At 71.0% G+C, this 26,093-nt stretch carries 25 protein-coding genes; 11 read left to right on the forward strand and 14 right to left on the reverse strand.

Features of this window, described 5'->3' with window-relative positions:
• Window positions 1-2: 2 nt before the first annotated feature.
• From ACX114_RS31080 to ACX114_RS31110, 7 genes are all read right to left on the reverse strand, one after another.
• Entirely contained in the window at window positions 3-1,877 is a 1,875-nt protein-coding gene (locus tag ACX114_RS31080; protein WP_459290528.1) for a PEGA domain-containing protein, read from the reverse strand.
• Between the two features lie 68 nt (window positions 1,878-1,945).
• Window positions 1,946-3,292: a S41 family peptidase gene (locus tag ACX114_RS31085; RefSeq protein ID WP_459290530.1), complete on the reverse strand. Its 1,347-nt coding sequence runs from the start codon at window positions 3,290-3,292 to the stop codon at window positions 1,946-1,948.
• 84 nt (window positions 3,293-3,376) lie between these two features.
• Window positions 3,377-4,237 (reverse strand): alpha/beta fold hydrolase, encoded by an 861-nt coding sequence (locus ACX114_RS31090; protein ID WP_459290532.1) that lies wholly within the window; start codon window positions 4,235-4,237, stop codon window positions 3,377-3,379.
• An 82-nt stretch (window positions 4,238-4,319) separates the two neighbouring features.
• Entirely contained in the window at window positions 4,320-5,456 is a 1,137-nt protein-coding gene (locus ACX114_RS31095) for a murein hydrolase activator EnvC family protein (protein WP_459290534.1), read from the reverse strand.
• Window positions 5,453-6,355, reverse strand: a complete 903-nt coding sequence (locus ACX114_RS31100) for a cell division protein FtsX (RefSeq protein ID WP_014399028.1) — start codon at window positions 6,353-6,355, stop codon at window positions 5,453-5,455. The genes ACX114_RS31095 and ACX114_RS31100 overlap by 4 nt, the downstream gene beginning before the upstream one ends.
• Window positions 6,352-7,044 carry a cell division ATP-binding protein FtsE gene (gene ftsE / locus ACX114_RS31105; protein ID WP_459290537.1) on the reverse strand — a complete coding sequence of 231 codons (693 nt, stop codon included), beginning with the start codon at window positions 7,042-7,044 and terminating at the stop codon, window positions 6,352-6,354. Before ftsE ends, ACX114_RS31100 begins: the two co-directional genes overlap by 4 nt.
• 75 nt (window positions 7,045-7,119) lie before the next feature.
• The gene (locus ACX114_RS31110) at window positions 7,120-7,692 is read right to left on the reverse strand and encodes a hypothetical protein (protein WP_459290539.1); all 573 of its coding nucleotides are present in this window, start codon (window positions 7,690-7,692) and stop codon (window positions 7,120-7,122) included.
• Between the two features lie 268 nt (window positions 7,693-7,960).
• Between ACX114_RS31110 and carF the strand changes: the two genes are divergently transcribed.
• Window positions 7,961-8,818: a plasmanylethanolamine desaturase gene (carF, locus tag ACX114_RS31115; RefSeq protein ID WP_459290541.1), complete on the forward strand. Its 858-nt coding sequence runs from the start codon at window positions 7,961-7,963 to the stop codon at window positions 8,816-8,818.
• Between the two features lie 27 nt (window positions 8,819-8,845).
• Here carF and murI read toward each other — a convergent pair whose 3' ends face one another.
• Window positions 8,846-9,667 (reverse strand): glutamate racemase, encoded by an 822-nt coding sequence (murI, locus tag ACX114_RS31120; RefSeq protein WP_459290543.1) that lies wholly within the window; start codon window positions 9,665-9,667, stop codon window positions 8,846-8,848.
• Window positions 9,668-9,800: 133 nt separating this feature from the next.
• On the reverse strand, window positions 9,801-10,817 hold the full coding sequence (locus ACX114_RS31125) for an Ig-like domain-containing protein (protein ID WP_459290545.1): 1,017 nt from the start codon (window positions 10,815-10,817) through the stop codon (window positions 9,801-9,803).
• Window positions 10,818-10,971: 154 nt separating this feature from the next.
• Here ACX114_RS31125 and ACX114_RS31130 point away from each other — a divergent pair, with 154 nt between their 5' ends.
• The 8 genes from ACX114_RS31130 to ACX114_RS31165 all read left to right on the forward strand — a co-directional run bounded on the left by ACX114_RS31130 (window position 10,972) and on the right by ACX114_RS31165 (window position 18,665).
• On the forward strand, window positions 10,972-11,688 hold the full coding sequence (locus tag ACX114_RS31130) for a MotA/TolQ/ExbB proton channel family protein (protein ID WP_459290547.1): 717 nt from the start codon (window positions 10,972-10,974) through the stop codon (window positions 11,686-11,688).
• 12 nt (window positions 11,689-11,700) lie between these two features.
• Window positions 11,701-12,180: a protein TolR gene (gene tolR, locus ACX114_RS31135; protein WP_459290548.1), complete on the forward strand. Its 480-nt coding sequence runs from the start codon at window positions 11,701-11,703 to the stop codon at window positions 12,178-12,180.
• Between the two features lie 3 nt (window positions 12,181-12,183).
• Entirely contained in the window at window positions 12,184-12,954 is a 771-nt protein-coding gene (locus ACX114_RS31140; protein WP_459290550.1) for a TonB family protein, read from the forward strand.
• A complete protein-coding gene (locus ACX114_RS31145) occupies window positions 12,951-14,240 on the forward strand; it encodes an LpqB family beta-propeller domain-containing protein (RefSeq protein ID WP_459290552.1) in 1,290 nt (429 codons plus the stop codon). Before ACX114_RS31140 ends, ACX114_RS31145 begins: the two co-directional genes overlap by 4 nt.
• A gap of 57 nt (window positions 14,241-14,297) precedes the next feature.
• Window positions 14,298-15,494 (forward strand): aminotransferase class V-fold PLP-dependent enzyme, encoded by a 1,197-nt coding sequence (locus ACX114_RS31150; protein WP_459290554.1) that lies wholly within the window; start codon window positions 14,298-14,300, stop codon window positions 15,492-15,494.
• A gap of 14 nt (window positions 15,495-15,508) precedes the next feature.
• Entirely contained in the window at window positions 15,509-16,444 is a 936-nt protein-coding gene (locus ACX114_RS31155) for a Ppx/GppA phosphatase family protein (protein ID WP_459290556.1), read from the forward strand.
• On the forward strand, window positions 16,441-17,721 hold the full coding sequence (locus ACX114_RS31160; RefSeq protein ID WP_459290557.1) for a spinster family MFS transporter: 1,281 nt from the start codon (window positions 16,441-16,443) through the stop codon (window positions 17,719-17,721). The genes ACX114_RS31155 and ACX114_RS31160 overlap by 4 nt, the downstream gene beginning before the upstream one ends.
• A gap of 86 nt (window positions 17,722-17,807) precedes the next feature.
• On the forward strand, window positions 17,808-18,665 hold the full coding sequence (locus tag ACX114_RS31165) for a helix-turn-helix domain-containing protein (protein WP_459290559.1): 858 nt from the start codon (window positions 17,808-17,810) through the stop codon (window positions 18,663-18,665).
• Window positions 18,666-18,671: 6 nt separating this feature from the next.
• Here the strand turns inward: ACX114_RS31165 and ACX114_RS31170 are convergent, their stop codons facing one another.
• Together ACX114_RS31170 and ACX114_RS31175 are read right to left on the reverse strand one after the other, a co-directional pair.
• Complete coding sequence (locus ACX114_RS31170) at window positions 18,672-19,625, reverse strand: NAD(P)/FAD-dependent oxidoreductase (RefSeq protein WP_459290561.1); 954 nt, start codon at window positions 19,623-19,625, stop codon at window positions 18,672-18,674.
• Between the two features lie 109 nt (window positions 19,626-19,734).
• Window positions 19,735-21,054 (reverse strand): lysophospholipid acyltransferase family protein, encoded by a 1,320-nt coding sequence (locus tag ACX114_RS31175; protein ID WP_459290563.1) that lies wholly within the window; start codon window positions 21,052-21,054, stop codon window positions 19,735-19,737.
• A 214-nt stretch (window positions 21,055-21,268) separates the two neighbouring features.
• On the opposite strand from ACX114_RS31175, the gene ACX114_RS31180 reads away from it, so the two are divergent.
• Entirely contained in the window at window positions 21,269-23,194 is a 1,926-nt protein-coding gene (locus tag ACX114_RS31180; protein ID WP_459290565.1) for a S8 family serine peptidase, read from the forward strand.
• A 98-nt stretch (window positions 23,195-23,292) separates the two neighbouring features.
• On the opposite strand, the gene ACX114_RS31185 is transcribed toward ACX114_RS31180, so the two are convergent.
• From ACX114_RS31185 to ACX114_RS31195, 3 genes are read right to left on the reverse strand one after another with little or no spacing between them, the layout of a single operon-like run.
• Entirely contained in the window at window positions 23,293-23,547 is a 255-nt protein-coding gene (locus tag ACX114_RS31185; protein WP_459290567.1) for a hypothetical protein, read from the reverse strand.
• Window positions 23,548-23,567: 20 nt separating this feature from the next.
• Window positions 23,568-24,077, reverse strand: coding sequence for an anti-sigma factor (locus ACX114_RS31190; RefSeq protein WP_459290569.1), 510 nt, complete (start codon window positions 24,075-24,077; stop codon window positions 23,568-23,570).
• Complete coding sequence (locus tag ACX114_RS31195) at window positions 24,074-24,682, reverse strand: RNA polymerase sigma factor (RefSeq protein ID WP_459290571.1); 609 nt, start codon at window positions 24,680-24,682, stop codon at window positions 24,074-24,076. Before ACX114_RS31195 ends, ACX114_RS31190 begins: the two co-directional genes overlap by 4 nt.
• Window positions 24,683-24,832: 150 nt before the next feature.
• On the opposite strand from ACX114_RS31195, the gene ACX114_RS31200 reads away from it, so the two are divergent.
• Window positions 24,833-26,089, forward strand: coding sequence for a hypothetical protein (locus ACX114_RS31200; RefSeq protein WP_459290573.1), 1,257 nt, complete (start codon window positions 24,833-24,835; stop codon window positions 26,087-26,089).
• Window positions 26,090-26,093 lie beyond the last annotated feature (4 nt).

Genomic DNA, 26,093 nt, shown 5'->3' on the forward strand with positions numbered 1-26,093 from the left:
GGCTAGTAGTTCCGGAGATCGTCTTCGTCGAGCTTGGGGCGCTTCTTCTCTTCCTCGCGCTTGCGCCGGGCCTCTTCCTCCGCCTTGCGCTTCGCCTCTTCGTCCGCCTTGCGCTTCGCCTCCTCGTCCCTCTTGCGCTGGGCCTCCTCCTCCTTCTTGCGCTGCTCCTCCTCGCGCTTGAGGCGGGCCTCCTCCTCGCGCTGGCGCCGGGCCTCGGCCTCGCGCTCCTTGCGCGTCATCTTCTTCGCGGGCGGCGCGGGCGGCGGCGTCGGGGGCGGCTCGAAGACAGGGGGCGGGGGCGCCTTCTCCGGCGCCGGCTCGGTGGCGGGCGTGGGCGTGGCGTTCGCCTTGGGGGCCGGCTCCGTCTTGGCGGCGGGCGGAGGCGGCATGGGCAGCGCCTCATCCAGGGGCTTCGACTCACGGGCCGGCGCGGCCTTCTGCGCCGGAGGGCTCGCGGGGGTGCTGGACGACGAGCCCCCACCCTTCTTGTAGAACGCCAGGTAGCTGCCGGCGCCCGCGGAGACGAGGCCCGCCAGCACGCCGATGTCCGCCACCAGCGCGTACGTCTTGCCGGTGCTCTTCAGGTCCTCCGCGCGCGTGCTGCCCTGCGGCGCGGTCTTGAACGCGTCCGCCTTGGAGGAGGACTCCAGGCCGAAGTAGATGCCGCCCGCCAGGAGCGCCACGCCCGTGGCCAGCAGCACGTAGCCCGCGGTCTTGCGGCTCACGCCTCCGCCGCTGGCGAAGTGCTTCACCGGCTTGCCGTCGACGCGCGCCGCGTCCTGGGCGACGAGCCCCGTCAAGAGCGCCTCCGAGCCCGTGGCCATCGCGTCGCCGCGCGGCACCTGGCCCAGCGCGTACGCCACGTTGTGGCCGTCCGCCACGTCCATGCGCAGGCCGGTGACGGTCAGGGGCGCGTTGCCCGGACCGCCGCGCACCAGCAGCGCCAGCACCTGCGGCACGCCCGCGAGCACGCCCAGCTCCTGCAGCGCTTGGTCGCGCTCTTCATCATCGGGGTTCTTCGCGATGCGCTCCACGAGCGCCGCGTAGCGCTGCTGCACGGGCAGCTTCGTGAGCGAGAAGGAGGCCTCGCCCTCGCGAGCGCGCCCCTCCGTCACGGTGTAGCCCGGCGCCAGCAGCGTCACGTAGTGGTCCGCGCGCGTCAGGCCCGTGAGCGCCAGCGGGGACACGCCCCGGTAGGTGCCGTCCACGAACACCTGCGCGGCGGGCTGCGTGGTCACGTGCAGCGTGGCCTGCGCGCCGTCCAGCTGCGCCTTGCGCTCCTTCTCCACGAAGGCGACCTGCTCGGGCGGGAAGAAGTTGGGGTTGAAGGTGGCGCGCGGATCCACCGCGAGCACGCCGCGCATCTCCAGCTCCGCGGCCTTGTTCTCCCCGTTGGCCACCTGCGTCGCGGCCTTCATCACCCGCGCGCGGCTGAGCAGCGGGAACGCGCGCGACAGGTCCGCCTGCTCGTAGGACTTCACCGCTTTGTCGAAGCTCTGGAGCGCCTTCACGGTGTCCAGTTCGTCGTAGGCCTTGGCGCCGTCCTTGAACGCGGCGTTGCCCTCCACCGCCTTCGCCTGGCGCGCGGCCGCGCCCTGGGCGTCCAGCGCGTCCGTCAGCCGCACCAGCTCCAGCCGGCCGGAGCGGGCCACGGCCTGCTCCGCCCAGTGCGTCAGCGCCAGCGCCTCACCCTCCAGCGAGGCATCCACGGGAATGGCCACCACCGCCACGCGGGGGCCCGCCGCCGCCGGCAGCGTTCGCGGCATCAGCCGCAGCGGTACGTGTTGCTGCTGCGCGGCCGCGGGGCCCATGGCCAGCATTCCCACCAGCCAGCCACTGAGCGTCGCGTGCAGCGCGCGATTGAAAGGACGTCGCATCCGGTCTCCCTCGTTGCTGTGCGCATTACACGCACTGCGCGGCGGAACGCCAGCATCGAAAGGGGGTTTCAGCGACCCGCGGTGCTCCCGGAGGCCCGGGACGCGGGCCCTGGCGCCAACCCATGGAGATAGTTGAGCGCAACCTTCAGCTGTGGATCCGCGAGCTTCGCCGTCACCGCCCAATCCTTCAGGTTCGCGGGCAGGGTCCGGGGCTGGGCCGTGACCTCCGACGTCGCCTGGGACGGCTCCGCCTTGAAGTGGCCCCGCAGGTCCTTCTCCCGCGGCGCGTCACCCCCCGCCTTCCCGGAGGTGTCCTCCGGCACCAGGAAGTCCGGGGTGATGCCCTTCTCCTGGATGCTGCGGCCCTTGGGCGTGTAGTAGCGCGCGATGGTGAGCTTCAGGCCGGAGCCGTCCTCCAGCTCGATGATGGTCTGCACGCTGCCCTTGCCGAAGGTCTGCGTGCCCATGATGACCGCGCGGCCGTGGTCCTGGAGCGCGCCCGCGACAATTTCCGAAGCGGAGGCGCTGCCCGCGTTGACCAGCACCACCAGCGGGTAGTCCTTCTCCGTGTCGCGGTCGCGGCTCTTCTCCTCGGAGGCGTTGCGCCCGTCGCGCCCGCGCGTGGACACGATGGGCAGGTTGCCCGGCAGGAAGCGGTCGCTCATGGCCACGGCCTGGTCCAACAGGCCGCCGGGGTTGTTGCGCAGGTCCAGCACCAGGCCGTCCAGCTCCTTGCCGCCGTTGAGCGCGCGCAGCCGGTCCAGCTCCTTCTTCAGCGACAGGTCCGTGCGGTCCTGGAAGTTCTTCACCTTCACGTGACCGATGCCGCCGTAGAGCGCGCTCTCCACGGACACGATGCGGATGTGGTCGCGCAGGATGGCCAGCTCCCGGGGCGCGTTGAAGCCCGCGCGCATGAGCGTGAGCAGCACGCGGCCCCCCGCCGGCCCGCGCATCTTCTGGAGCGCGCGGCCCAGGTCCATGCCCTGGGTGCTCTCCCCGTCGATGGCGAGCAGCTCGTCCCCGGCCTTGATGCCCGCGCGCGCCGCGGGCGTGTCGTCGATGGGCGCCACCACCACCAGCCGGTCGCCCTTGCGCGCGATCTCGATGCCCAGGCCGCCGAACTCACCGGACGTGTCGATCTTCATCTCCCGGAAGACCTCCGGGGGCATGAAGACGGTGTGCGGATCCAGCGTGTCGAGCATCCCCTGGATGGCGCCCTGGATGAGCGTCCTGCGGTCCACGCTCTCCACGTAGTTGTTCTCCACGTAGGAGAGGACGCGCGCGAACAGCTCCAGCTGGCGGTACGCGGATTCCTCCCGGCCGGCCGCGTCCCCTGGCTTCTGCGCGAGCGCGGGAGCGCCCCACAACAGGAGCGCGGCGAGTCCCATGCGCCACGGCTTCGGGAAACGGGTCACGGGAGCGCGTCCTCGGGGGTCGGGTGGAAGGAACCGTCGCAAGGCCCCCGAGTCTACACCCGGCCCGCCGGACGATTCCCGCCCTTAGAGGCGGGCCCGGTCCGCGAAGCCCACCAGGTGGGACACGAACGCGTCCGGCCGCTCCATCTGCGGCACGTGGCCGAAGCCCTCCACCACGTGCACCTCCGCCTGGGCGGGCAGGTGCTGCCGGTACCAGGCGAGGATTTCCGGGGGCAGGAGCCGCTCGCTGCCGCCCCAGAGGAAGAGCACCGGCATCTTCAAGTCCCGCACCGCCTGGGGCGCGATGCTCGCCTGCGTCGCGAGCGCGTCCGCCGCCAGCGCCTGCACCGTGGGCGTCGTGTAGAGCCTGCGCAGCGCCGGCGCGAGCAGCAGCGCGCCCAGGGGCGGCTGATGGAAGAGCTTGCGCGTGAGGGCGCGCACATCCGCGCTCGACTTCACCGCGAAGTGCCCCAGGAGCGCCGCCAGCGCCTGCGGCGTCAGCTCCGCGCCCGCGGGGGCCACCAGCGCCAGCGCCTTCACCCAGGCCGAATGCTCGGAGGCCAGGTTGACGGCCATGGCCCCGCCCAGCGAGTTGCCCACCACGAGGGCGGGCGTCTTCACCACCTCCTCGAAGTAGGCGCGCAGCACGTCGAACTGGCTTTGCACGCAGGTGGGACCGCCGCAGTACTCGCTGGAGAAGCCGTGGCCCGGCAGGTCCGGCGCGAGCACGCGGGAGAAGCGCTTCGCCAGCCCGAAGAACGTGCGGCCGAAGCCGTTGGCGGAGCCGCCCAGCCCGTGCACCAGCACCACCGGAGGCCCCTTGCCCTGCCCCTCCAGCGCGTAGTGGTGCACCGCCTGCCCACCCACGTTCACCGTCTCCGACTCCACACCCCGCGCCACCAGCACGCGGCGCATCGCTTCCTGCATCCCACCCATCAGGTCCATACGAGGGCCTCCTTCGTCCACCGACGACCACCGGGTTCTAACGCCCCTGCATCTTGGACGCAGCGCATCAAAACAGACAGTGTCACGGCGTCCCGGCGGCCGCGGTGGCGGGGGCCAGCCAGGGGGCGGGGTCGACTGCCTGCCCGGCGCGGCGGACCTCGAAGTACAGGTAGGCGCCCTTGAGGGAGCCGGTGTCTCCCACCTCCCCCACCACGTCGCCCGGAGCCACGCGCGTGCCCACGGCGACGGCGATGGTGGAGAGGTGGGCGACCAGGGTGTGGAAGTCGTCGCCGTGGTCGACGATGAGCAGGTTGCCGTAGCCGCGCAGCCAGCCCGCGTAGACGACGGTGCCCTCGGCCACCGCGTGCACGGGGGTGCCCGCCGGGGCGCGGATGTCCACGCCCTTCTGCACGGTGACGGTGTTGAAGCGCGGGTTCACCACGCGGCCGAAGCCCACCTCCACGATGCCTGCCACGGGCCGGGGCAGCTTGCCCTTCAGGGCGCCGAAGCCGCTGGTCGCGGGGGCCTCGTGCAGGTCCGCCAGCATGCGGGTGAGCTCCGCGTCCGCGCCTTCCAGCTCGCGCACGGCGCGCTTCGCCAGCTCCGCTTCGCCGGCCAGCTTCCCCACCACCTCCTCCAGCGCCTCTTGCTGGGCCTGGGCCTGCTTCGACTGTTGCTGGAGGAAGGCCACGCGCTGCGACAGCGAGGTGTGCAGCCGCTTCAGCTCCAGCGTCGCCTGCCGCTGGAGGGTGGCCACGTGCTGCACGGTGCGCAGCAGCTCCAGGTCGCCCGCCATGCTGGCCTCCAGCGCGCGGGCGCGCCACATGAGCGCGGCGAAGTCGTCCGCGGACAGGAGCACCTCCAGCGGGCGGCGGCGCTGGAGCCGGTACAGGGTGCGCAGGCGCGGAGACAGCCGGCGCAACTGGGCGCGCAGGGCCTCGCGCAGCACGGCCTCTTCACGCTCGGCGAGCACGACGCGGCGGCGGAAGAGGTTCAGGTCGCCCTCCAGCGCGCGCACGCGGCGGCGGGAGAAGGCGGCCATGTCCTCCATCAGCTCCATGCCCTCCAGCACGGAGAGCTTCTTCGCCTCCACCAGGGCCAGCGTCGCGCGCTGCGCGGCCAGCTTCTCGCGGATGGCCGCGCGCTCCGCCTCCTCGTCCTGCTGGGCGAACGCGGCGGTAGCGCCCAGGAGGGCCATGAGCCAGACAAGCCGCCTCATACGCGCAGGAAGCGCCCCACCGCGACGAAGCTGCCGCCCAGGCCCAGCGCGCAGCCGGCCGCGAGCAGCTCCAGCGCGGTGCGCGTCTCCACCCACGGCGCGGCCACGCCCGGCCCCAGGAGGAACGCGAAGAGCGAGCCCAGCGTGGGCCCCAGCAGCCGCCCGAAGAGCCACAGCCCTCCCACCGCCACCAGCGCGCCCAACAGCCCCTGCAACAGGCCCTCCAGGAGGAACGGCGCCTTCACGAAGCGGTCGGTGGCGCCCACCAGCTTCTGGATCTCAATCTCCTCGCGCCGCGAGTAGATGGCCAGCTGGAGCGTGGCCGCGACGATGACGATGGTCGTCCCCAGCACCACCACCAGCGCCACCAGCGCCCCGAAGCTCAGCGCACGGGCGATGGCGGACAGCCGCTCCACCGCGGCCTCGCCGTAGTCCACGCCGGTGACGCCGGGCAGCGCGCGCAGCTCCTTCGCCAGGGCCGCCAGCGCCGCGGGGGAACGGCGCGCCTCCGGCACGCGCAGCTCCAGCGTCGCGGGCAGCGGGTTCTCCGGCAGCTCCGACAGCGCCTCGCCCAGGTCGCCCAGCTCCTGCTTGAGCCGCTTCAGCGCCGCTTCCGGCGGCACCACCGTCACCTCGCCGTGACTCAGCTCCACCACGCGCGTGTGGACGCCGTGCACCTCGTCCTCGCCCAGCTGCGGCGCCAGGTAGAGCGTCACCTCCACCTCGCCGCCCAGGGACGCGAGCAGGTTGTCCACCACGTGCGACGCGCCCCGCGCCAGCCCCGCCGCGAACAGCGCGATGGCGATGGTGGACACGGCGATGAAGTGCACGAAGGGCGCGTGCTTCAGCCCTCCGGCCGCCGAGCGCCAGAAGTAGGCCGCCTTCGACAGCACGCTCATACCAGCATCCGCCGCGCCGCCTTGACGCCGTCCTCGTCGGAGACGATGAGCCCGCGCTCCAGGCGCACCGTGCGCTTCTGGTAGCGCGACAGGAGCGTGGCGTCGTGCGTGGCCACCATCACCGTGGTGCCCCGGATGTTGATGTCCGTGAGCAGGTCCATGATTTCGACCGTGAGCGCCGGGTCCAGGTTGCCCGTGGGCTCGTCCGCCAGGAGGATGGTGGGGTCGTTCACCAGCGCGCGCGCGATCACCACGCGCTGCTGCTCTCCACCCGACAGCCTGAGGGGCAGCGAGTTCGCCTTGTGCTCCAGCCCCACCAGCTTGAGCATCCGGTGCACCTTCTCGCGCGCCTCGGGACGGGGCACGCCCAGCACGTCCAGCGTGAAGCCCACGTTGTCCGCGACGCTGCGGTGGGGCAGCAGCTTGAAGTCCTGGAACACCACGCCGATGTTGCGCCGCAGGTACGGCACCGCCGACTCGCGGATGCGCGCGATGTTCTTGCCGCCCACCAATATCTGCCCCTTGGTGGCCTTCTCCCCGCAGAAGATGAGCTTGAGCAGCGTCGTCTTCCCGGCGCCGGACGGGCCGGTGAGGAAGACGAACTCGCCCTTCTCCACGTTCAGGTTGATGTCCTGCAACACCGGCGGATCGCCGGGATACGCCTTGTAGACGTGGAAGAACTGGATCATGACCGGAGAAGCGCGAGGCCTCCGGTCAGACTACCACGCCCCTGGAGCCCGCCCAGGAACGGGCCGGGCGCCGGACTACGAGGGGTCGCCCTCGCTCGCCAGGTAGCTGAGGATGACCTCGTCCAGGCTCTTCTCGGAGATGAGGTCCTCTCCGAAGAGCGTCTCCACGCCCACCTCGTTGATGCGCGGCTTCTCCTTGAGGGCGCGCGCGGCGGCCACTTCCGGAGGCAGCTGTGAGGCGGGGGCCGCGGCGGGCGGCGGAGGCGGCGTGGGGGGACGCGGCTGCGCGGGGGCTTGCGGCGGCAGCTTCGGCTGCGCGGCGACCTCCGCGTCCGTCGCGAGCTGGCCCGGCTGGTACGAACGGACCGTGGACTCGTAGTTGTCGTACACGCCATTGATGAGGTTGCGCAGCATCTCCTTGTGCTGCTCCTCCATCAACTCGCGCACGACCTCCGCCAGGTTCTCCGCGTTGAGGATGTCCGCGTAGGACGTCTTCTTGGACGCGAGGATGTTCCCGCCCACGAACAGGTGGGTGATGATGTGGGGGTTGTTGACGCCCGAGTCCTCGGTCTGGACGTGGTAGACCTTCCCCTTGTGCTTGATGTTGTGATTGAAGCCGGTGACGGCTTTTTCGAAGGTTTTCGCCATTGCCGAGGTCGGGCACCGTAGCAGCGGGGTCCAGGCTTCACAAGGTAAGCGTCACGCGTCCCGCACCTCTTTTACGCGTGCCTGCCCGCTTCCCAGGGTGTGCGTCCGCCACCTCCCGCGACGCTCGGTGTACGGATCCGCACGGGTCCACCAGCCTGCCGGGCATGGGGGCCTCTGTTGAAAAGCTGAAATGGCCTGGGGTACGTAAACCGTTCTGACGATCGCGCCGTCAGCCCCTCCCTCCCTGCCGCGGCCGGAACGACCAACGATGAAGAAGCCGGACACCATCGCGGACAAGGTCCGCCTGCAGGATGCCCAGGCGCTCGCGCAGGGCTACTCGCCCGCCATCCGCGCCATGGAGATCGCCTCCATCATCGCGTTCGTGGGCCTGGAGAGCGCGCTCGTCTACAAGCTCTGGAACACCCACCACACCGGGCCGTGGATGCTGACCCTGGCGGTGGTGCTGGGCTACCTGGCCGCGGACTTCGTGTCCGGCTTCGTCCACTGGATGGGCGACACGTGGGGCTCCACGGAGATGCCCATCCTGGGCAAGGCGTTCATCCGCCCCTTCCGCGAGCACCACGTGGACGAGAAGGCCATCACCCGCCACGACTTCGTGGAGACCAACGGCAACAACTGCCTCGTGTCGCTGCCGGTGGCGGCGCTCGCGGTGGCCATTCCGCTCGCGGACCCGGGCTGGGTGTTCCTGGCCGCGTTCCTGGGCGCGATGATCTTCTGGGTGATGGCGACCAACCAGTTCCACAAGTGGTCGCACCTGGATGAGCCGCCCGCGATCATCGGCTTCCTGCAGCGCGTGCACCTCATCCTGCCGCCGGACCACCACCGCATCCACCACACCAAGCCCTTCAACCAGTACTACTGCATCACCGTGGGCTGGATGAACCGGCCGCTGCGGATGATCCACTTCTTCCCGCTGATGGAGCGGCTCATCACCTGGGCCACCGGCCAGCTGCCGCGCCAGGACGACATCGGCACGGAGGCCGCCCAGGCGCTCGTCGCCGTGGACGACGCCCAGGAGGTGCCCGTCATCCAGGCCGCCAAGGAGCTGCTCAAGTCCTCCGCCGAGGAGCCCACGGCGAGCGTCTCCACGCCCCCCGTGAGCTGAGAGCAGCACCCCGGGCGGCAGGGCCGCCTAGAAGCGCAGGTCCACCTGCTCCGCGGAAGGGATGGGGCGCCCCAGGAAGCGGGCCCCCACCTCCACGAAGCGCTCCGGCACGTCGGTGACGAAGAAGGCGTGCTCCGGCGCGCTTCCGGGCCCGGGAGCCGGCGCGAGCAGCCCCTTCTCCTCCAGCAGCCGTGCCACCGCCTCCGCCGTGGCCTCCGCCGAGTCCACCAGCGACACGTGCGGCCCCACGACCTCGGCGATGACGCCCTTGAGCAGCGGGTAGTGGGTGCAGCCCAGCACCAGCGTGTCCACCCCGTCGCGGGCGAAGCCGGCCAGGTACTCGCGGGCCACGAGCAGCGGCACGTCGCCGTTCGTCCACCCCTCCTCCGCCAGGGGCACGAAGAGCGGGCACGCCATCGCCTTCACGGAGACCTTCGGGTTGCCCGCCTCCAGCGCCCGCTGGTACGCGCCGGAGCGCACGGTGCCCGGCGTCCCGATGACGCCCACCCCGCCGCCCCGGGTGCGCTGGAGCGCCGTGCGGGCCCCGGGTTCAATCACGCCCAGCACCGGCACCGGCAGCGCGGCCTGGAGGGCGGGCAGCGCCGCGGCGGAGGCGGTGTTGCACGCCACCACCAAGAGCTTGATGCCGCGCTCCAGGAGGAACTCCGCGTTCTTCAGCGAGTAGCGCGTCACCACCTCGCCGGACTTGGTGCCATAGGGCACCCGCGCCGTGTCCCCCAGGTAGAGCGTACGCTCGTGGGGGAGCCGCGCCATGAGCGCCTTGAGGACGGTGAGCCCTCCGATGCCGGAGTCGAACACGCCGATGGGACCGTGGCTGTCTTGCCGCATGGGGTGAGTCCCTATCACGTTTGATGCCAACGCCTCCCGCACCGCCCGCGTGTCCCCCTGAACGCACGAAGGGCCGGAAGCCTGGAAGGCCTCCGACCCTTTCATGACGCCCGTTCCGGGTGGGCTTTAGCGACTACTGCACGCGGTCGAGCGGAGCGATGGGGGCATCCGCCGCGCCCGGGAAGTCGTGGGCGTAGACCCGCAGGCTCAGCATGTCCGCCCCCCGGGGAGAGATGTAGCGCCGGCCCCCCGTGCCGTTCGCCTGCAGGGACACGAAGTACTCACCGGGGCGCAGGAACTCGAAGATGGCCGGGGACTCGTTGCAGGTGAACCACTGGCCCTCCTCGCCGTAGACCCACTCGTTGGTGTGCACGTCCTGGAAGTTGATGCCCACCTCGCTCACGCCCGCCTGGTTGCAGCTCAGCCGCGTGGCGCCTTCATAGAGCTGCCAGCCCACTGCGGCGCCGCCAATGACCCAGGTGTTCGCCGTGATGGAGGCCGGGATGCCCGCCTGCGACGTGAAGCCGCCACCGTAGTAGTAGCGGGGCCGCTCGTACGCGTCGACGCCGACGATCTCCAGGTAGTGCTGCCCGGGGGCGATCTCCGGCGTCTCCACCGAGTTGCCCTGGCTGCCCTGGTTGCAGTTGAAGCGCGCCCACGCGCCGTCATCCACCCGGGCATCCACGTACGCGACCCCCGCCTGGGCGCAGGAGGGGTAGTACGAGCCGGCCTCCGTCGGGAACAGCCAGTTCACATAGGCGTAGGACGTGGCGCCCGTGTTGCCCGTGTTGAAGTTGATGGACACGGCCACGTTGCCGTCCACGGAGAACGTGCCGCGGTACGAGTAGACCGCCACGCCGTCATAGTCCACCGCCTGCGCCGTGAACGAGTACGTGCCGGGCGCGAAGTCGTGCAGGACGATGCCGTCGAAGCCGTTCGCCGAGCAGGGATACTTGCCGTCACCCTCGAGGATCTCGCCGTCGATGTAGATGTCCACACCGTCGATGTTCCGCATCTGGCCGCAGGTGGCGCCGTCGAAGCTCCACGACATCCGGACGTCGCCGGGGTAGCGCGGGTGGTTGCTTTCAACGACGCAGCCAGTGAGGCCAGAGGAGAGGCAGAGGAATGCGGCGAGCGTTCTCGCGTTCATGATGGGCATCCGTGGTTCGGGATGGTTGAGGTCGTCGGCCCGGAACAACCCTCCAGACGACCAACCCCGGGAATTATTCAGTGCCGTCCAAAGCAACCGGGCGTTGTCGGCGGGTTTGACCCACCCGAGGACGGAATGTTACGCGCTGGACCCCATGATACCCCACCTGCCCCTGGCCTTTGGCGCCATGAACTACGTGGAGATCATCCGCGACGCGTCGTTCATCGAGCTCGCGGTGCTCCTCCTCCTCATGGCCGTCTCGGTCGCCTCCTGGGCCCTCATCGCCATGAAGGCCACCCAGCTGTCGCGTGCGCGCGCCCAGTCACTTACCTTTCTAGACACGTTCTGGAAGGCGTCCCGGCTGGAGGCCATCTACCAGTCCGCCCAGAAGCTGGAGGGCTCGCCGCTGTCGAAGGTGTTCTGCGCGGGCTACGAGGAGCTGAGCAAGCTGGCGCAGACGGGCGCCCAGGACGGCGGCGCCGAGGCCGCGATGAGCGCCAAGCTGGGCGGCATCGAGAACGTGGAGCGCGCGCTCAACCGCGCGGCCACGGCGCAGATCACGGAGCTGGAGAACCGCGTGTCCTTCCTGGGCACGGTGGGCGCCGCGTCGCCGTTCGTGGGGCTGTTCGGCACGGTGATTGGCATCCTGGGCGCGTTCAACAACATCGCGGAGCAGGGCAACGCCACGCTGGCCACGGTGGCCGCGCCGGTGGGCAACGCGCTCTTCGCCACGGCGGCGGGGCTGTTCGCGGCCATCCCGGCGGTGGTCGCGTACAACTCGTTCGTCAGCCGCATCAAGGTGTTCGACACGGAGATGTCCAACTTCTCCGCGGACTTCCTCAACATCATCAAGCGGCACTTCTTCCGCTAGGGGACCCGTCACATGGGCATGGGCGGAGGCAAGGGCGGTGGTGGCCGCACCACCATGAGCGAGATCAACGTCACGCCCATGGTGGACGTGATGCTGGTGCTGCTCATCATCTTCATGGTGACGGCGCCCCTCATCCAGCAGGGCGTGAAGGTGAACCTCCCGGAGACCAAGGCGGCCCCGGTGGAGGCGACGGAGAAGAAGGTCGTCCTCTCCATCGACGCGGGCCGCAAGGTCTACATCGGGGACGCGGAGGTGGCGCTGGAGGAGCTGGAGACGAAGCTCGCCGCCAACGCCAAGGCGCAGGCGGACAAGGAAGTGTATCTCCACGCGGACCGGGACGTGCCGTACGGCGTGGTGGTGGAGGTGATGGCCGCGGCGCAGCGCGCGGGCATCTCCAACGTGGGGATGATCACGGAACCCGCCACGGGCTCCAAGGCGTCCAACTCCGGCAAGGCGCCCTCCAAGGGCAAGCCCAAGGAGGCGAAGCGCTAGCCCATGAGCTCCGCGGTTTCCCACAGCCTGCTGGTGTCACGGCCCACGCGGCTGTCGCGCTTCCTCGTCGTCTCCGTGGTCGGTCACGTGGCGGTGGTCGCGGCGGCGCTGCTCTACGCGAACTTCACGTCCGCGCCGAAGGTGGACCTGGACCAGAAGCCCATCAACGCGTCGCTGGTGCGGCTGGGCAAGCCGCGCGACCCCAAGCTGTTGCCGCGCAAGGAAGTGGCGCAGCCGCCGCCCAAGGAGGTCGTGGCCAAGCCCACGCCCACGCCTCCCGCGGACACGCCCGCGCCCTCCCCGGCCGCCGTGGCGGTGCCCGGCGTGAAGCCCGCCCCGGCCCCCGCGCCCCAGAAGGGGGAGGCTTCCGCGGAGGACCGGCGCAAGAAGCTCTTCGGCGCGTTCGACAAGTCCGCGAAGCCCACGGAGCCGGAGGAGCTGGAGGGCGCCGAGGACGGCGACCCGGACGGTGACTCCGCGGTGGCGGAGGGCGAGCGGTACTACGGCCTCCTGAAGTCCCAGGTGCGCCGTCACTACAACGTGGCGGACACCATTCCCGACGCGGAGCGCCTGTACCTCAAGGCGCAGGTGGCCATGAAGCTGGGCCGCGCGGGCGAAGTGCTGGACGTGAGCCTGGCCAAGGCCAGCGGCAACGAGCTGTTCGACGCGGCGGTGGTGGCCGCCGTGCGCAAGGCATCACCCTTCTCTCCTCCCCCCGATGCGCTTCGCGACGCGCTCCAGAAGAACGGCGTCGTCCTGGTGTTCAGCCCATGAAAGCCCTCCTGCTGTCGCTCCTCCTCGTCCCCGCGCTGGCGCTGGCGCAGGCGCCCGTCATCGAAATCTCCGGCGCGAACTTCCGCCCGCTGCCGCTCGCGGCCCCCGCGCCCGTGTTGCAGGAGGGCGCGGACAAGAAGTCCGCGCAGTCCTTCGACACCGCCTTCACGTACGACCTCACCGCCTCCGGCATCTTCCAGGTGCTGGACCGCAACAGCTTCACCGCGGACGCCAAGGAGGGCATGACGGCGGGCAGCATCAACTTCAGCCGCTGGGCGGACGTGGGCGCGGAGTCGCTGGTGAAGGTGTCGCTCGCGCAGGACGGCGGCGCGCTGCGCGGCGAGCTGCGCCTGTTCAGCGTGGCCACGGGCAAGGAGGAGCTGAAGGTGGCCAAGGACGCCCCGGCCGGTGAGCCCCGGCAGCTGGCGCACACGCTAGCGGACGCGCTCTACCGGCACTTCACCCGCGAGCCGAGCCCCTTCCTGTCGCGCATCACCTACGTGCGCAAGGCGGGCGCCAACCGCGACGTGTACGTGGCGGACTGGGACGGAATGAACGCGCAGGCGCTCACCAGGGGCGGCACGCACATCCTCCCCACGCTCAGCCCCTCCGGCCAGGTGGCCTTCACGTCGTACCGGAAGAACCGGCCGGACATCTACGTGCAGACCCCTGGCGGCGAGGCGAAGCCGCTGGTGACCGAGGGCCAGATGGCCACGGGCGTCGCGTACTCGCCGGACGGCAAGCGCATCGCCTACGCGCTGGCGGAGGGTGAGAGCGCTCAAATCTACGTCGCCTCGGCGGACGGCTCCGGCGCGAAGGCCATCACGGACACGCCCTACGGGCTCAACACCAGCCCCACCTGGTCGCCGGACGGCAAGCGCATCGCGTTCGTGTCCAACCGGGGCGGCAGCCCGCAGGTGTACGTGATGAACGCGGACGGCTCCGGCGTGAAGCGGCTCACCTTCCAGGGCAACTACAACCAGACGCCGGACTGGTCGCCGCGCGGGGACCTCATCGCCTTCACCGCTCGCGACGAGCGCAACGCGTTCGACCTCTTCACCGTCAACGTGGACACAGGCAAGGTGACGCGCCTCACGCAGGACCAGGGCAACAACGAGGAGCCCACCTTCTCCCCCAACGGCCGGCTCATCATGTTCAGCACCAACCGCAACGGCGCCGCGCACCTGTGGGTGATGACCGCCGAAGGTAACAACCAGGTGCCGCTGCCCATGGAGAAGGGCTCCTGGCTGACCCCGGACTGGGGCAACGCTCCGGCGGCGAAGTAGTCCGTCACGGCGGGTGACGTTGACAGGGGGGACGCGCCGGGGTGCATTGCGCGCCTCATGAGCGCTCCCCTCCCCGCCCACAAGACCCACTGGGGGTTGGACCCCCAGGTCGTCTTCCTCAACCACGGCTCGTTCGGCGCCTGCCCCAAGCCGGTGCTCCAGCACCAGTCGGAGCTGCGGGCCCGGCTGGAAGCGGAGCCCGTGCGCTTCCTCGCCCGTGAGCTGGAGCCGCTGCTCAACGAGGCGCGCGCGGTGCTCGGGGCGTTCGTGGGCGCGGACCCGGACGACCTGGCGTTCGTGCCCAACGCCACCACGGGCGTGAACACCGTGCTGCGCAACCTGCGCTTCCAGCCCGGCGACGAGCTGCTCGTCACCGACAACGAATACAACGCGTCCAAGAACGCGCTGGACGTGGCCGCCGCCGAGAAGGGCGTGAAGGTGGTGGTGGCGAAGCTGCCCTGGCCGGTGACCTCGCCGGAGTCCGTGGTGGACGCGGTGATGGCGCAGGTGACGCCGCGCACGCGGCTCGTCCTCGTGGACCACATCACCAGCCAGACGGCGCTGGTGATGCCGCTGGCGGACCTGGTGCGCAAGCTGCGGGAGAAGGGCGTGGAGACGCTGGTGGACGGCGCGCACGGGCCGGGCATGGTGCCGCTGGCGCTCCAGGAGCTGGGCGCGGCGTACTACACGGGCAACTGCCACAAGTGGCTGTGCGCGCCCAAGGGCGCCGCGTTCCTGTACGTGCGCCGCGACCTGCAGCGGGACTTCAAGCCCATGGTGGTGAGCCATGGGCACAACTCGCCGCGCACGGACCGCTCGCGCTTCCGGCTGGAGTTCGACTGGGTGGGCACGGTCGACCCCACGCCCTTCCTGTGCATCCCCACCGTGATCCGCTTCATGGCGGGCCTGGTTCCGGGCGGGTGGCCGGAGGTGATGGAGACCAACCGGAACATGGCCCTGGCCGCCCGGCGGAGGCTGGACGCGAAGCTGGGCAACGCGACGCCGCTGTGCCCGGAGTCCATGGTGGGCAGCATGGCGTGCGTGGCCCTGCCGGACGGCTTCCCGGAGCGCCCCGAGCCGCCGCTCTACGTGGACCCGCTCCATGTGCGCCTGTTCGAGGAGCACCACATCGAAATCCCCGTCACGGCCTGGCCCCGGGCGCCCAGGCGGCACCTGCGGCTGTCCGCGCAGCTGTACAACACCCCGGCGGACTACGAGGCCCTGGTGCGTGCTTTGGAAGCGCTGCTGCGTTGAGTAGTGTTCGCGGAATGCCTCGCTTCGCATCCATCGATATCGGGACCAACTCCGTGCTGCTGCTGGTGGCGGACCGCCAGCCGGACGGCCGCTTCCAGGCCGTGGTGGAGCGCGCCGAAATCACCCGCCTGGGCCGGGGCGTGGACACCCACCGCGTGCTGTCCCCCGAAGGCATGGAGGCCACGCTCTCCGTGCTGGTGGCCTTCGCCAACGAGGCCCGTGAGCTGGGCGCGGAAGCCATCGCCGTGTCCGCCACCAGCGCCGCGCGCGACGCGAAGAACGGCGCGGACTTCATCGCCCAGGCCAAGGCCCGCGCGGACGTGACGGTGGAGATCATCCCCGGGGAGATGGAGGCGCAGCTGTCCTTCGCCGCGGTGGCGCAGGACTTCTCGAGCGAGGCCGCGGGGCCGCTGCTGGTGGTGGACATCGGCGGTGGGTCCACGGAGTTCATCTACGGCAGCGACGCCGGCACGGTGGCCTTCCGCCACAGCTTCGACGTGGGCGCCGTGCGGCTCACGGAGCGCTACGTGCGCACCGACCCGCTGTCCCCCGACGAGCGCGGCGCCATCGAGGCGCACCTGCGCGACACCTTCTCCGCCCTGCCCCCGCCGCCCCCCGGCGCGATGCTGGTGGGCGTGGCCGGCACGGTGACGACGCTGTACGCCGTGCAGCACCAGATGGCGACCTACGACGCGGAGGCGGTCCATGGCGGCACGCTGTCCCGGGGCGAGCTGGACGCGCTCACGGACCGGCTGTGCGCCATGCCCCTGGACGCGCGGCGGACGCTGCCCGGCCTCCAGCCCAAGCGCGCGGACGTCATCCCCGCGGGCGCCCTCATCCTGCGTGAAGCGGTGAAGGCGCTGGGCCTGGATGCGTGCCGCGTGAGCGACCGCGGCCTGCGCTGGGGCCTCCTGGCACACCGCTTCGGCTCCGGCTCCTCCCGCTCATGAACGCCTCCTCCCCCGTCGCTCCGTCCAGCTCGCACGCCACGCAGTCCGTGCGCGCGGGCTACGCGCTGTTCATCCTCACGCTGATCAACCTGGTCAACTACCTCGACCGGTACATCATCGCCGTCGCGCTGCCGGAGATTCAGAAGGACTTCGGCATCAACGACGCGCAGTCCGGCCTGCTGGGCACCGTCTTCATCGTCGTGTTCATGCTGGCGTCGCCCCTGGGCGGCTTCCTGGGGGACCGCATCCCCCGCCGGCTCCTGGTCGCGGGCGGCGTCATCCTGTGGAGCCTGGCCACGGGGGCCAGCGGCCTGGCGTCCAGCTTCACGGCGCTGCTCCTGGCGCGCGCGGTGATTGGCATTGGCGAGGCGGGCTATGGCGCGGTGGCGCCGTCCATCATCTCCGACCTGTATCCGCGCGAGCAGCGCACGCGGATGCTGTCGTACTTCTACATCGCCATTCCGGTGGGCTCCGCCATGGGCTACGGCCTGGGCGGGTGGCTGACGCAGACGTATTCGTGGCACGCGGCGTTCTTCGCGGGCGGCGTGCCGGGGCTCGTGCTGGGCACCATGGCCTTCTTCATGCCGGAGCCGCAGCGCGGCGCCATGGACGGGCCGGACGCGGCGGTGAAGCTGCCGTTCATGGAGGGCCTCAAGGGGCTGGGCCGCAACATGGCCTTCTGGGCCACGACGGCGGGCTACACGCTGATGACGTTCTCCATTGGCGGCCTGGCGTTCTGGATGCCCACGTACCTGGTGCGTGAGCGGCACCTGTGGCTGGAGCACCCGGGCCGCGTGGGCCTGGTGTTCGGCGCCATCACGGCGGTGGCGGGCCTCACCGGCACCGTGGCCGGTGGCTGGCTGGGCGACAAGATGGACCGCAAGCGCGCGGGTGGCGGACTGTGGCTGTCCGGCATCGGCCTGCTGCTCGCGGCGCCGTGCATGTACCTGGCGGTGAACCTGAAGGACACGACGCTGACGTTCGCGGCCATTGGCGTGGCGCAGTTCCTCATCTTCCTCAACAGCGGCCCCATCAACGCGGCCATCGTCAACTGCGTGCCGCCCGCGTTCCGCGCCTTCGCCATGGGCCTCAACGTGCTGTGCATCCACATGCTGGGTGACGCCATCTCGCCCACGCTCATCGGGCAGATCGCCGACATGGCCAGCCTCCACACGGCCATCGCCATCAACGCGGTGCCGGTGCTGCTGGGCGGCCTGGCGCTCCTCGTGGGCGCGAGGCTGTTCCGGGACGCCGTGCCCCGCGCGCAGCAGGGCTGAAACCTCCGGGCCCGGAATGCATCCGAGCCCCATTCGGTTCAGGCGAGCAGGTTCACTGCTCGCCCGGGAAGGAAGCGGAGGCGCTCGTGTCCGTCGTGCATTCGCATTCGCAGCCGGTGCACGTCTGGGATACGCCGTCGAGCACCCTGGTCGTCGCCTGCGGACATGCCCAGCAGGCGCCCTCCCCCTACGCCGCCTCGCATCCGCAGGCCGTGCTCGCGCTCTACACGGGGGGCCGGGCCGTCATCGACCAGCGCACCCGGCTGACGGTGTCCGCGGGCGACGTGATGCTCATCCCCGCGGGTGAGAAGCACCGCACGGTGGCGGCCGAGCGGGCGGAGGTCTGGGGGCTCGGGTTCCATCCGTCCGCCTTCACGCACACGGAAGTGGGTCCGCTGCTCGCGCCCTTCGAGCGCGTGCGCCAGGGCGCCTCCGCCGTCGTGCCGATTCCGTCCGGGCGCCAGGAGCACCTGGTGCGGCTGTTGTCGGAGTTGCACGCGGAGACGCGTGCACCGCATCGCGCGCTGGGGGAGCAGGTGACGCGCAGCCTCTTCTCGCTGGTGCTCGCGGAGGTGGGCCGCTCCAGCACGTGGACGCCCGTGGAGTCGCGGGCGTCGCTCGCGGGGGACGCGCTCACGTTCATTGAACGGCACTGCCTGGAGCCCATCTCGCTGCGCGAGGTGGCCGCCGCCGTGGGCCGCTCACCCGCGCACGTCACCACCGCGCTGAAGCAGGCCACGGGCCGCAGCGTGGTGGAGTGGATCATCTCCGGCCGGATGGCGGAGGCGCGGCGGCGGCTGATGTCCACGGACGAGCGCGTGGACATCATCGCGGAGCGCGTGGGCTACGCGGACCCCACGCACTTCATCCGCCTGTTCCGGCGCGCGGAGGGGCTCACGCCCGCCGCGTGGCGCAAGCAGCACCGCGCCCCGTCCGCGCACTGACGGGCTTCAGTGCCCCTTCTGTCGTGACGGTGCGGGCTTCCCCGTCACCTCCGTGTAGCGGCGGTCCGCGTCCTCCAGGATGAGGGCGTGGTTCATCATCGCCGCGGCGATGGTGCCCGCGCTGGCCGCCGCGATGGCCGCCTGCATTGGCGTGGTCATGTCGCCCACCGCGACGACGCCGGGCACGGACGTCTCGCCCGTAGGGCCCACCTTCACGTAGCCCAGGTCATCCAGCTCGAGCCCCAGCCGCGTCACCAACTCATGCTGCTTCTGCGGCGGCGCGGAGAACATCACGCTCCGGGCGATGCGCGTCCCGTCCTCCAGCTCCACCTCCGCCAGGCGCCCGTTCTTCCCGTGCAGCGCGCGGATCTTCCGCTCCTCCAGCGGGATGCCCAGGGCCTGGAGTCGCTCCCGCTGCTCGGGCGGCACGTCGAAGGCACCGTGGGTGAAGACGATGAGGTCCTTCGACCAGTTCTGGATGATGGGGGCGCCGTCCAGGTACTGCGGGTTCTTCGCCAGCATGGCGAACGGTTGGTCCTGGACCTCCCAGCCGTGACAGTAGGGACACTGGAAGATGCTGGGCCCCCACAGCTCCTTGTAGCCGGGGATGTCCATCATGACGTCAACCACGCCCATCGCCAGCAGGAGGCGCCGGGCGTCCACGGACGTGCCGTCACCCAGCGCCACGCGGAAGCCGCCCTCGTGCTTCTCCACGGAGCCCACGCGCGTGTCGCGCACCTCCACGTTGGGATAGGCCTTCAGCTGCTCGCGGCTGATGCGCCGGAACTCCGGAGGCGGGATGCCGTCGCGCGAACCGAAGCCGTGCATGTGCTCCGCCGCCGCGTTGCGCGGCGGGCCCGCGTCACAGAGCAGCACCTTCTTGCGCCCGCGCCCCAGATACAGCGCGGCGTTGAGCCCACCCGGGCCGCCTCCCACGATGACCACGTCGTATGCCGCCATTGCCCTGCTCCTCGTGTTGATTCCCTTGGAGAAGGAACCTAACGACCGGGTCAGGGCCCACAGGAGGGCGGGGCTTTCGACGGCATCGGCGGATCTTCCGGTCCGCCCGCTACCGGGCGACGGACGCGTCGAGCTTCGGCCGGTACTCCTCCGCCAGCCGCTCCACCTCGCCCGCCAGCCGCTCCCCTTCCGCGAGCAGCCGGGCCTTCAGGCGCTTGCGGTTGCCCAGCGTGAAGAACAGCTCCAGGTCATGCCGGGTGGCGTCCCAGCGCTCCGCGAACGACAGCGTGAACAGCGCCAGCGGCGGGATGCCCACGAAGGTCCCCAGCCCCCACGCCCACCCGCCCCACACCGCCGCGACCGCCGTCAGGCCCCACCACCACACGATGGACACCACCGCCGCGGTGAGGAACTTCACCGTGGCCTGGATGTCCAGCTCCGCCCTCCGCGCCGCCATCCGGGGCAGCGGATACGGAAGCGCGAACACCGCCAGCCCCAGCGCGAACAGCGGCAGCCCGAACACGAGCCGCGCCAGCGTCTTCACCGCGAACGGCACCACGTTGCCCGGGCGGTACTCCACGGACAGCTCCTCCGGCCGAGTGGCCTGCACCAGCGACATCCGGTGGCCGAACGAGGACAGGTGCTGATGCAGGCGCGCGTAGCGCTCCGGCTCCTGCGTCCGGAACAGCCGCACGCCGCGCGCCCACAAACGCAGGCGCTCCGCGTCCAGCGCGCCGCCCTGGCGGAAGGCGTAGAGCTGCTCCGCCACCTGCACCACCGGCAGGTCCGCCCACTGCTCCAGGTTCAGCGTCACCGAGCGCAGGCCCTCCGCCACCCGCTCCGTCAGCGCGCGCACCGCGTCCTGCTCCGACGCCGCGTCCTTCGGCAGGAAGGCCGTCACGTCGATGGGCGCTCCCTGGTCGATGAGCACCTCGCTGCGAAAGACGTTCTTCTCCGCGTAGGTGAGCCCCACCGGGACGATGCGCACCGGGGCGCCCTCGCGCGCGGCGTTGAGCGCGATGCGCGCCGCCCCCGTCTTCAGCTCCGCCAGCTCCGGCTCCGAGTGGCTCTTGCCCTCCGGGAAGATGGTGATGGCCCGCCCCTGCACGAGCGCGCCCTTCGCCGCCTCCAGCGTGCCCTCGTTGCGCCCCATCTGCGTCGGGTCGTCCTGCTTGCGATACACCGGCAGCGCGTCCAGCCCCTTCAACAGCCAGCCGATGACGGGCAGCTTGAACAGCGGCGCCTTGGCCATGAACGTCACCTGGCGCCGCGTGAGGATGAACACCAACGCCGGGTCGATGAGCCCGTTCGGATGGTTGCCCACGAAGAGCACCGGCCCGGAGGGCGCCTCACCCGGGGCATTCACCTTCACCCGGTAGAAGAGCCGCAGCGCCAGCGCCACCACCGCCCGCACACACGCGTAGAACACACCGCGACTGTATACCGGCGACCCACCTGGGGCCCGCCCGCGCTCCGGACACTGTCACCGTCAGGGGCGGGAAAGACCCGCTTCCCCGACAGTCCAACGGATTCAGCCACTACAGAACAATCCGATATGGCGGCGATCCACGGGAACGCTCCCCCGACACCCCCCTTTTGCGCGGCCCCTGAAAAAGCCGCGACACCTCTGGGGAGAGCACCACATGAAGCGTCTGCTGTCGCTGGGCTGGGCCGCCGCCACCGCCGCCGTCCTGGGGTGTGGCGCGAGCACCTCGCAGGACGAGGGCTCGAAGGTGGAAGGGACACCCGCCATCACGTCGTCCTCGCGGTCCATCGTCACCGCCACGGCGGCGACGCCCAGCGCCTGCAACGCGCTCTATGCGTCCAGCGCGGTGCAGGGGGCGCTCTCCCAGGCGGTGGTGGACCCGGCGCTGCACACGGACGGTTCGGTGCGCACGCTCATCCTGTCCTTCAACACCGCGAACGCGGCGGGCGGCGTGCTCAACCTGGACGCCGTGCTGGGCGGTCTCACACGCACGCTGGGCGGGGTGACGCAGGGGCTGGGCCTGGGCAACGTCCTGGCGCTCAAGTCGCTGCCCATGGTGGCGCTGAAGGTCCCGGTGACGCCGAAGCTCGTCGCCACCCTGCTCCAGGAGCTCCAGCCGCTGGGCCTGCTCTCCATCTACGAGGACAAGCCGCTCCAGTACTTCCTGGACACCAGCGTGCCGTACATCGACGCGGACACCGCGCGCACCGCGTATGAGACGACGGGCGCGGGCATCGGCGTGGGCGTCATCGACTCCGGCCTGGACGGCACGCACGGCGACTTCCCCAACGTGGCGCGCAACGTGAAGGTCGTGGCCTCTCCGCTGGACGTGGGCATTGGCGGCGCGCTGTACGTGGACACGCCCAACAGCGACCTGACCAGCGGCCACGGCACGCACTGCGCCAGCATCATCGCGGGCTCGGGCGCGCGCTCCGGTGGCAGGCACCAGGGCGTGGCCCCCGGCGCGAAGCTGGTGGGCGTGGGCACCGGCGACGCGATGAGCATCCTGTTCGCGCTGGAAGGCTTCGACTTCCTCATGGACCCGGACGTCCGTGAGACGCACAACGTGCGCGTCATCTCCAACTCGTGGGGCACCAGCGGCAGCCACTTCGCGCCGCTCGACCCCATCGCCATCGCGACGAAGCGCGCCTACGACCTGGGCATGGTGGTGGTGTTCGCGGCGGGCAACGAGGGCTCCGACCCCGACACGCTCAACCCCTACAGCGCCTCGCCGTGCGCCATCTCCGTCGCGGCCGGCACGTCGCGCGACACCACGGCGGCCACCAACCCGCTGCTCAGCCAGGACCGGCCGGGCGAGCTGGCGTCCTTCTCCAGCCGGGGCATCCCGGGCGACGCGTTCCACCACCCGGACATCACGCTGCCGGGCGTGAACATCGTGGCGGCGCGCGCGCTCACCGCCACCATCATGCAGCCGTACCTGGGGCTGGACCTGCTGCACCCGGAGCTGTTCTACGCGGCCAGCTCCGGCACCTCCATGGCCGCGCCGCACATGGCCGGCGTCGCCGCGCTGCTGTTGGAGGTGAACCCCGCGCTCGACATGGACGGCGTGCTCGCGGCGGTGCAGGCCACCGCGCGCCCCATGTACACGACGGATGCGGCGGGCAACACGCGCCAGCTGGAGACGTGGGAGGTGGGCGCGGGCTACGCGGACGTGTACGCGGCGACGAAGCTCGTGAATGACGCCGTGGGCGTCCGCTACACCACGCAGACCACCGCCCTGCCCTCCTGGACGGGCACGGTGAAGACGAGCATCAACCTCCCGGTGTTGGACCTGTCCCTCAGGGCCGCGCAGCACGAGCACACGCTCACCGTGCCCACGGGCGCCAACGCCCTGCGCATCAAGACGGACTGGGGCAACCCGGCCTACGACCTGGACCTGTACGTCTATGGCCCCAACGGAGAGCTCGTCGCGACCAGCGCCGAGGGCACCTCCACCGGTGAGGCCGTCACCCTTTCGAACCCACCCGCCGGCACCTGGCGCGTTCAGCTCAAGGGCTTCCTGAACGTGTCCACGCAGTACACCGGCACCGCGGAAGTGGACCGCCGTGTTCCGCGTCCGTAGTCACTCACGGACCCCACAAGGCACGACAGTCCCCGCCCCTCTCCCGTGCTCGCACGGGAGGGGGGTTGTTCGTTTGTTGGGAAGTGCTTCGAGACCGCTCAGCGCGGCTTGAGCGTGACCTGCGTGTCCGCGACGGTGTGGCCCTGCGCGTCCGTGAAGCGCGCGCGCACCGGCAGGGGGCCCGTCAGCCATCCGCCCTGCACGGGCGTGCTGAAGGGCAGCGTGACGTCCACGCCCGCGGCGACCTCCGGGGCCGGGCCCTCGCTCGGGAAGAAGCGCAACGGCTCGCCTTCGGAGGGCAGCCCCTCCAGCGACAAGCGCACGCGCTCCGGCGCGGTGTAGCTGAACTGCACCGCGTTGCCCTCCGCGCACGTCAGCGTCCCACCCGGGCGGCCTCCGCCAGCACCGTGCCCTGGGGAGAGATGCAGAAGGCGCGCACGCCCCACGCCCCTTCGCCCGGAGCGGACGAGCGCGCCTGCCACTCCGGCACGCCCTGCTGCCCGGAGTGCTCCATCGACCGCTCCATCGACGGCGCCACGACGACCAGCGCCACGGTCGCGGCGGCGGCGCTCAGCGCCAGGGGCATGAAGAGCGGGGACGCGAACCACCTCCTGCGCTCGGGCGAAATCACCGCGCGCGCGGGAGCGGGCTGAAGCCTGGCGAACAGCGCCTGCTCCAGGAGCGCGCTCCGGGCCTGCGGCAGCGCCCGCTGCTCCAGCACCGACTCCACGCGCGACAGCCGCGTGTAGGTCTCCTGACACTCGGGACAGGTGGCCAGGTGCGCGCGCAGGCGCTCGAAGCCGTCCGCGTCCAGGCCGTCGCGGCCCTTCTCGAAGAGCGCGGCCATCGCCTGCTTCGCCCGGCGGTCGTCACATCCACTCATCGCGCACTCCGCCGCTTGAAGAAGCTCCAGCCCTGCGTCTCCAGGTCCTCGAGGTACCCCTTCGACTGGAGGAACCCCAGCAACCGGGACTTCAACCCGAACTCGCGCCGCCGCACCTGGATGCGCGTGAGCCCCAGCGCCGTGGCGGCCTCCTCCTGGGGAAGGCCTTCACCGAAGCGCAGCTCGAACAGCCGATGCTCCTCGCGCGACAGGCCGCCCTTGAACGCCGCGAGCAGCGCCTCCACCTCGCGGTCCTCCAACAGCTCGTCCAGCCCGCCCTCCTCGGAGGAGGACTCGGTGAGCCCCTCGAAGGCCTCGTCGCGGCCCACCATCTCGCGCTCGCGCGACTGCTCCAGCAACACGTTGCGCGCGATGCCCATCAGGAAGTGGGCATAGGGGCGCGTGCCGTTGTAGGCGGCGCGCGTGCGCGGCTCGAAGGCGCGGGCGAAGGTCTCCAACAGCGTGTTCTCCAGCTCCATCGCGTTCCTCAGACGGGTGAAGGCTCCCCGCCATGCGGCCGCCTTGAGCAGGCGAGCGAGCGGCTCCGCGTGCGCGCGATACACCTCCGCCAGCACCTCCGGGGTGCCTTCGCGAAAACGGCGCAACGTGTCGTCATCCCACTCCATCCCTCAAGGGCTTACCGCGACCGTCGCGGTCCCGTCATCCGCATGTTGTCGCGAGCGCCGTCCGGTGGATTGTCGGTTGCGGCCCGTGGCATTCTTTCGCACAGCGCGTTGCGTAAACCCTTGATGCCTATGCCCTCTCACAGGCCCCTGGTCCTGGGTGCTCTCCTCCTCCTGGCCGGAACCGCCGCGAGCGCCGCGCCGGAGCAGGTGCATTACGCCCTCATCGTGGCCAGCAACACGGGGACCGAACCGTCCCAGGCGCCCCTGCGCTACGCGGACGACGACGGCGCCCGGTACTACGAGCTGTTCGCGCCCCGCTCGCGTGAGGTGGTGCTGCTGAGCGTGCTGGACGCGGAGACCCAGGCCCTGCACCCGGGGCTCGCCGCGAAGACGCGCCCGCCCACGCACCCCGCGCTGGCGTCCGCGCTCGCCCGCCTGAACGCCCGCATGGCGGAGGACCGGGCGAAGGGCGCCGTGCCGGTGCTGACCTTCGTGTTCGTGGGCCATGGCAAGCGCGGCGCCGCGGGCGAAGGTGCCGTGAGCCTGCTGGACGGGCGGCTGACGCGCACGGAGCTGTACGAGCGCGTGGTCGCGCCGAGCAAGGCGTCCTTCCTCCAGATCATCGTGGACGCGTGCGATTCGTACTTCTTCGTGCACTCACGCGGCGCGCTGCCGGTGGGCCCCGCGTACGTGGACGCGGTGAAGGGGCTTTTGGGCAACCGCGAGCTGGAGCGTTTCCCGCAGGTGGGCGTGGTGCTGTCCACGTCCTCGGAGCAGGAGAGCCAGGAGTGGAGCGCCATCCGCTCCGGCGTCTTCAGCCACATGGTGCGCTCGGCGCTGTCGGGCGCGGGGGACGTCAACGGGGACGGCAAGGTGGACTACGCGGAGCTGCGGGCCTTCGTGGCCGCCGCCAGCCAGGGTACGAACGACGTGCGGGGCCAGCCGAACGTGTTCATCCAGCCGCCCGCGCTCAATCGCGCGTTCGCGCTGACGGACCTGGGGGACGCCGCGTCGCTGGGCTACCTGATGGTGCCCACGGGCCTGGCGGGCCGGCTGTGGGTGGAGGACTCGCGCGGCATCCGGGTGGTGGAGCTGCACAAGGAGCGCGAGCGTCCGCTGGTGGTGGCCCTGCCCATGGGCCGCGGCTACTACCTGCGGGGCAGCGGGAGGGAGGCGCCGTTCGCCATCAGCCGCGCGTCGGAGGTGGTGGACGCGGGCGGCCTGCCCTGGCACGACGCCAGCGTGGCGGCCCGGGGCGCGGTGCAGGACGCGATGCGCGACAAGCTCTTCTCCGTGCCCTTCGGGCCGCGCTTCTACCGGGGCTACATGGCGAGCCTCGGCATCACGCCGTCGTCGGAAGAGGCCGACGCCGCGCTGGTGCCCTGAGCCC

It is taken from the genome of Corallococcus sp. M7 (assembly GCF_054512695.1).

Coding starts and splice junctions, on each gene's coding strand:
- ACX114_RS31080 (WP_459290528.1), bottom strand. CDS start 1,877: ATGCGACGTCCTTTCAATCGCGCGCTGCACGCGACGCTCAGTGGCTGG.
- ACX114_RS31090 (WP_459290532.1), bottom strand. CDS start 4,237: ATGGACCTGATGGGTGGGATGCAGGAAGCGATGCGCCGCGTGCTGGTG.
- ACX114_RS31095 (WP_459290534.1), bottom strand. CDS start 5,456: ATGAGGCGGCTTGTCTGGCTCATGGCCCTCCTGGGCGCTACCGCCGCG.
- ACX114_RS31100 (WP_014399028.1), bottom strand. CDS start 6,355: ATGAGCGTGCTGTCGAAGGCGGCCTACTTCTGGCGCTCGGCGGCCGGA.
- ftsE (WP_459290537.1), bottom strand. CDS start 7,044: ATGATCCAGTTCTTCCACGTCTACAAGGCGTATCCCGGCGATCCGCCG.
- ACX114_RS31110 (WP_459290539.1), bottom strand. CDS start 7,692: ATGGCGAAAACCTTCGAAAAAGCCGTCACCGGCTTCAATCACAACATC.
- carF (WP_459290541.1), top strand. CDS start 7,961: ATGAAGAAGCCGGACACCATCGCGGACAAGGTCCGCCTGCAGGATGCC.
- murI (WP_459290543.1), bottom strand. CDS start 9,667: ATGCGGCAAGACAGCCACGGTCCCATCGGCGTGTTCGACTCCGGCATC.
- ACX114_RS31125 (WP_459290545.1), bottom strand. CDS start 10,817: ATGAACGCGAGAACGCTCGCCGCATTCCTCTGCCTCTCCTCTGGCCTC.
- ACX114_RS31130 (WP_459290547.1), top strand. CDS start 10,972: ATGATACCCCACCTGCCCCTGGCCTTTGGCGCCATGAACTACGTGGAG.
- tolR (WP_459290548.1), top strand. CDS start 11,701: ATGGGCATGGGCGGAGGCAAGGGCGGTGGTGGCCGCACCACCATGAGC.
- ACX114_RS31140 (WP_459290550.1), top strand. CDS start 12,184: ATGAGCTCCGCGGTTTCCCACAGCCTGCTGGTGTCACGGCCCACGCGG.
- ACX114_RS31145 (WP_459290552.1), top strand. CDS start 12,951: ATGAAAGCCCTCCTGCTGTCGCTCCTCCTCGTCCCCGCGCTGGCGCTG.
- ACX114_RS31150 (WP_459290554.1), top strand. CDS start 14,298: ATGAGCGCTCCCCTCCCCGCCCACAAGACCCACTGGGGGTTGGACCCC.
- ACX114_RS31155 (WP_459290556.1), top strand. CDS start 15,509: ATGCCTCGCTTCGCATCCATCGATATCGGGACCAACTCCGTGCTGCTG.
- ACX114_RS31160 (WP_459290557.1), top strand. CDS start 16,441: ATGAACGCCTCCTCCCCCGTCGCTCCGTCCAGCTCGCACGCCACGCAG.
- ACX114_RS31170 (WP_459290561.1), bottom strand. CDS start 19,625: ATGGCGGCATACGACGTGGTCATCGTGGGAGGCGGCCCGGGTGGGCTC.
- ACX114_RS31180 (WP_459290565.1), top strand. CDS start 21,269: ATGAAGCGTCTGCTGTCGCTGGGCTGGGCCGCCGCCACCGCCGCCGTC.
- ACX114_RS31190 (WP_459290569.1), bottom strand. CDS start 24,077: ATGAGTGGATGTGACGACCGCCGGGCGAAGCAGGCGATGGCCGCGCTC.
- ACX114_RS31200 (WP_459290573.1), top strand. CDS start 24,833: ATGCCCTCTCACAGGCCCCTGGTCCTGGGTGCTCTCCTCCTCCTGGCC.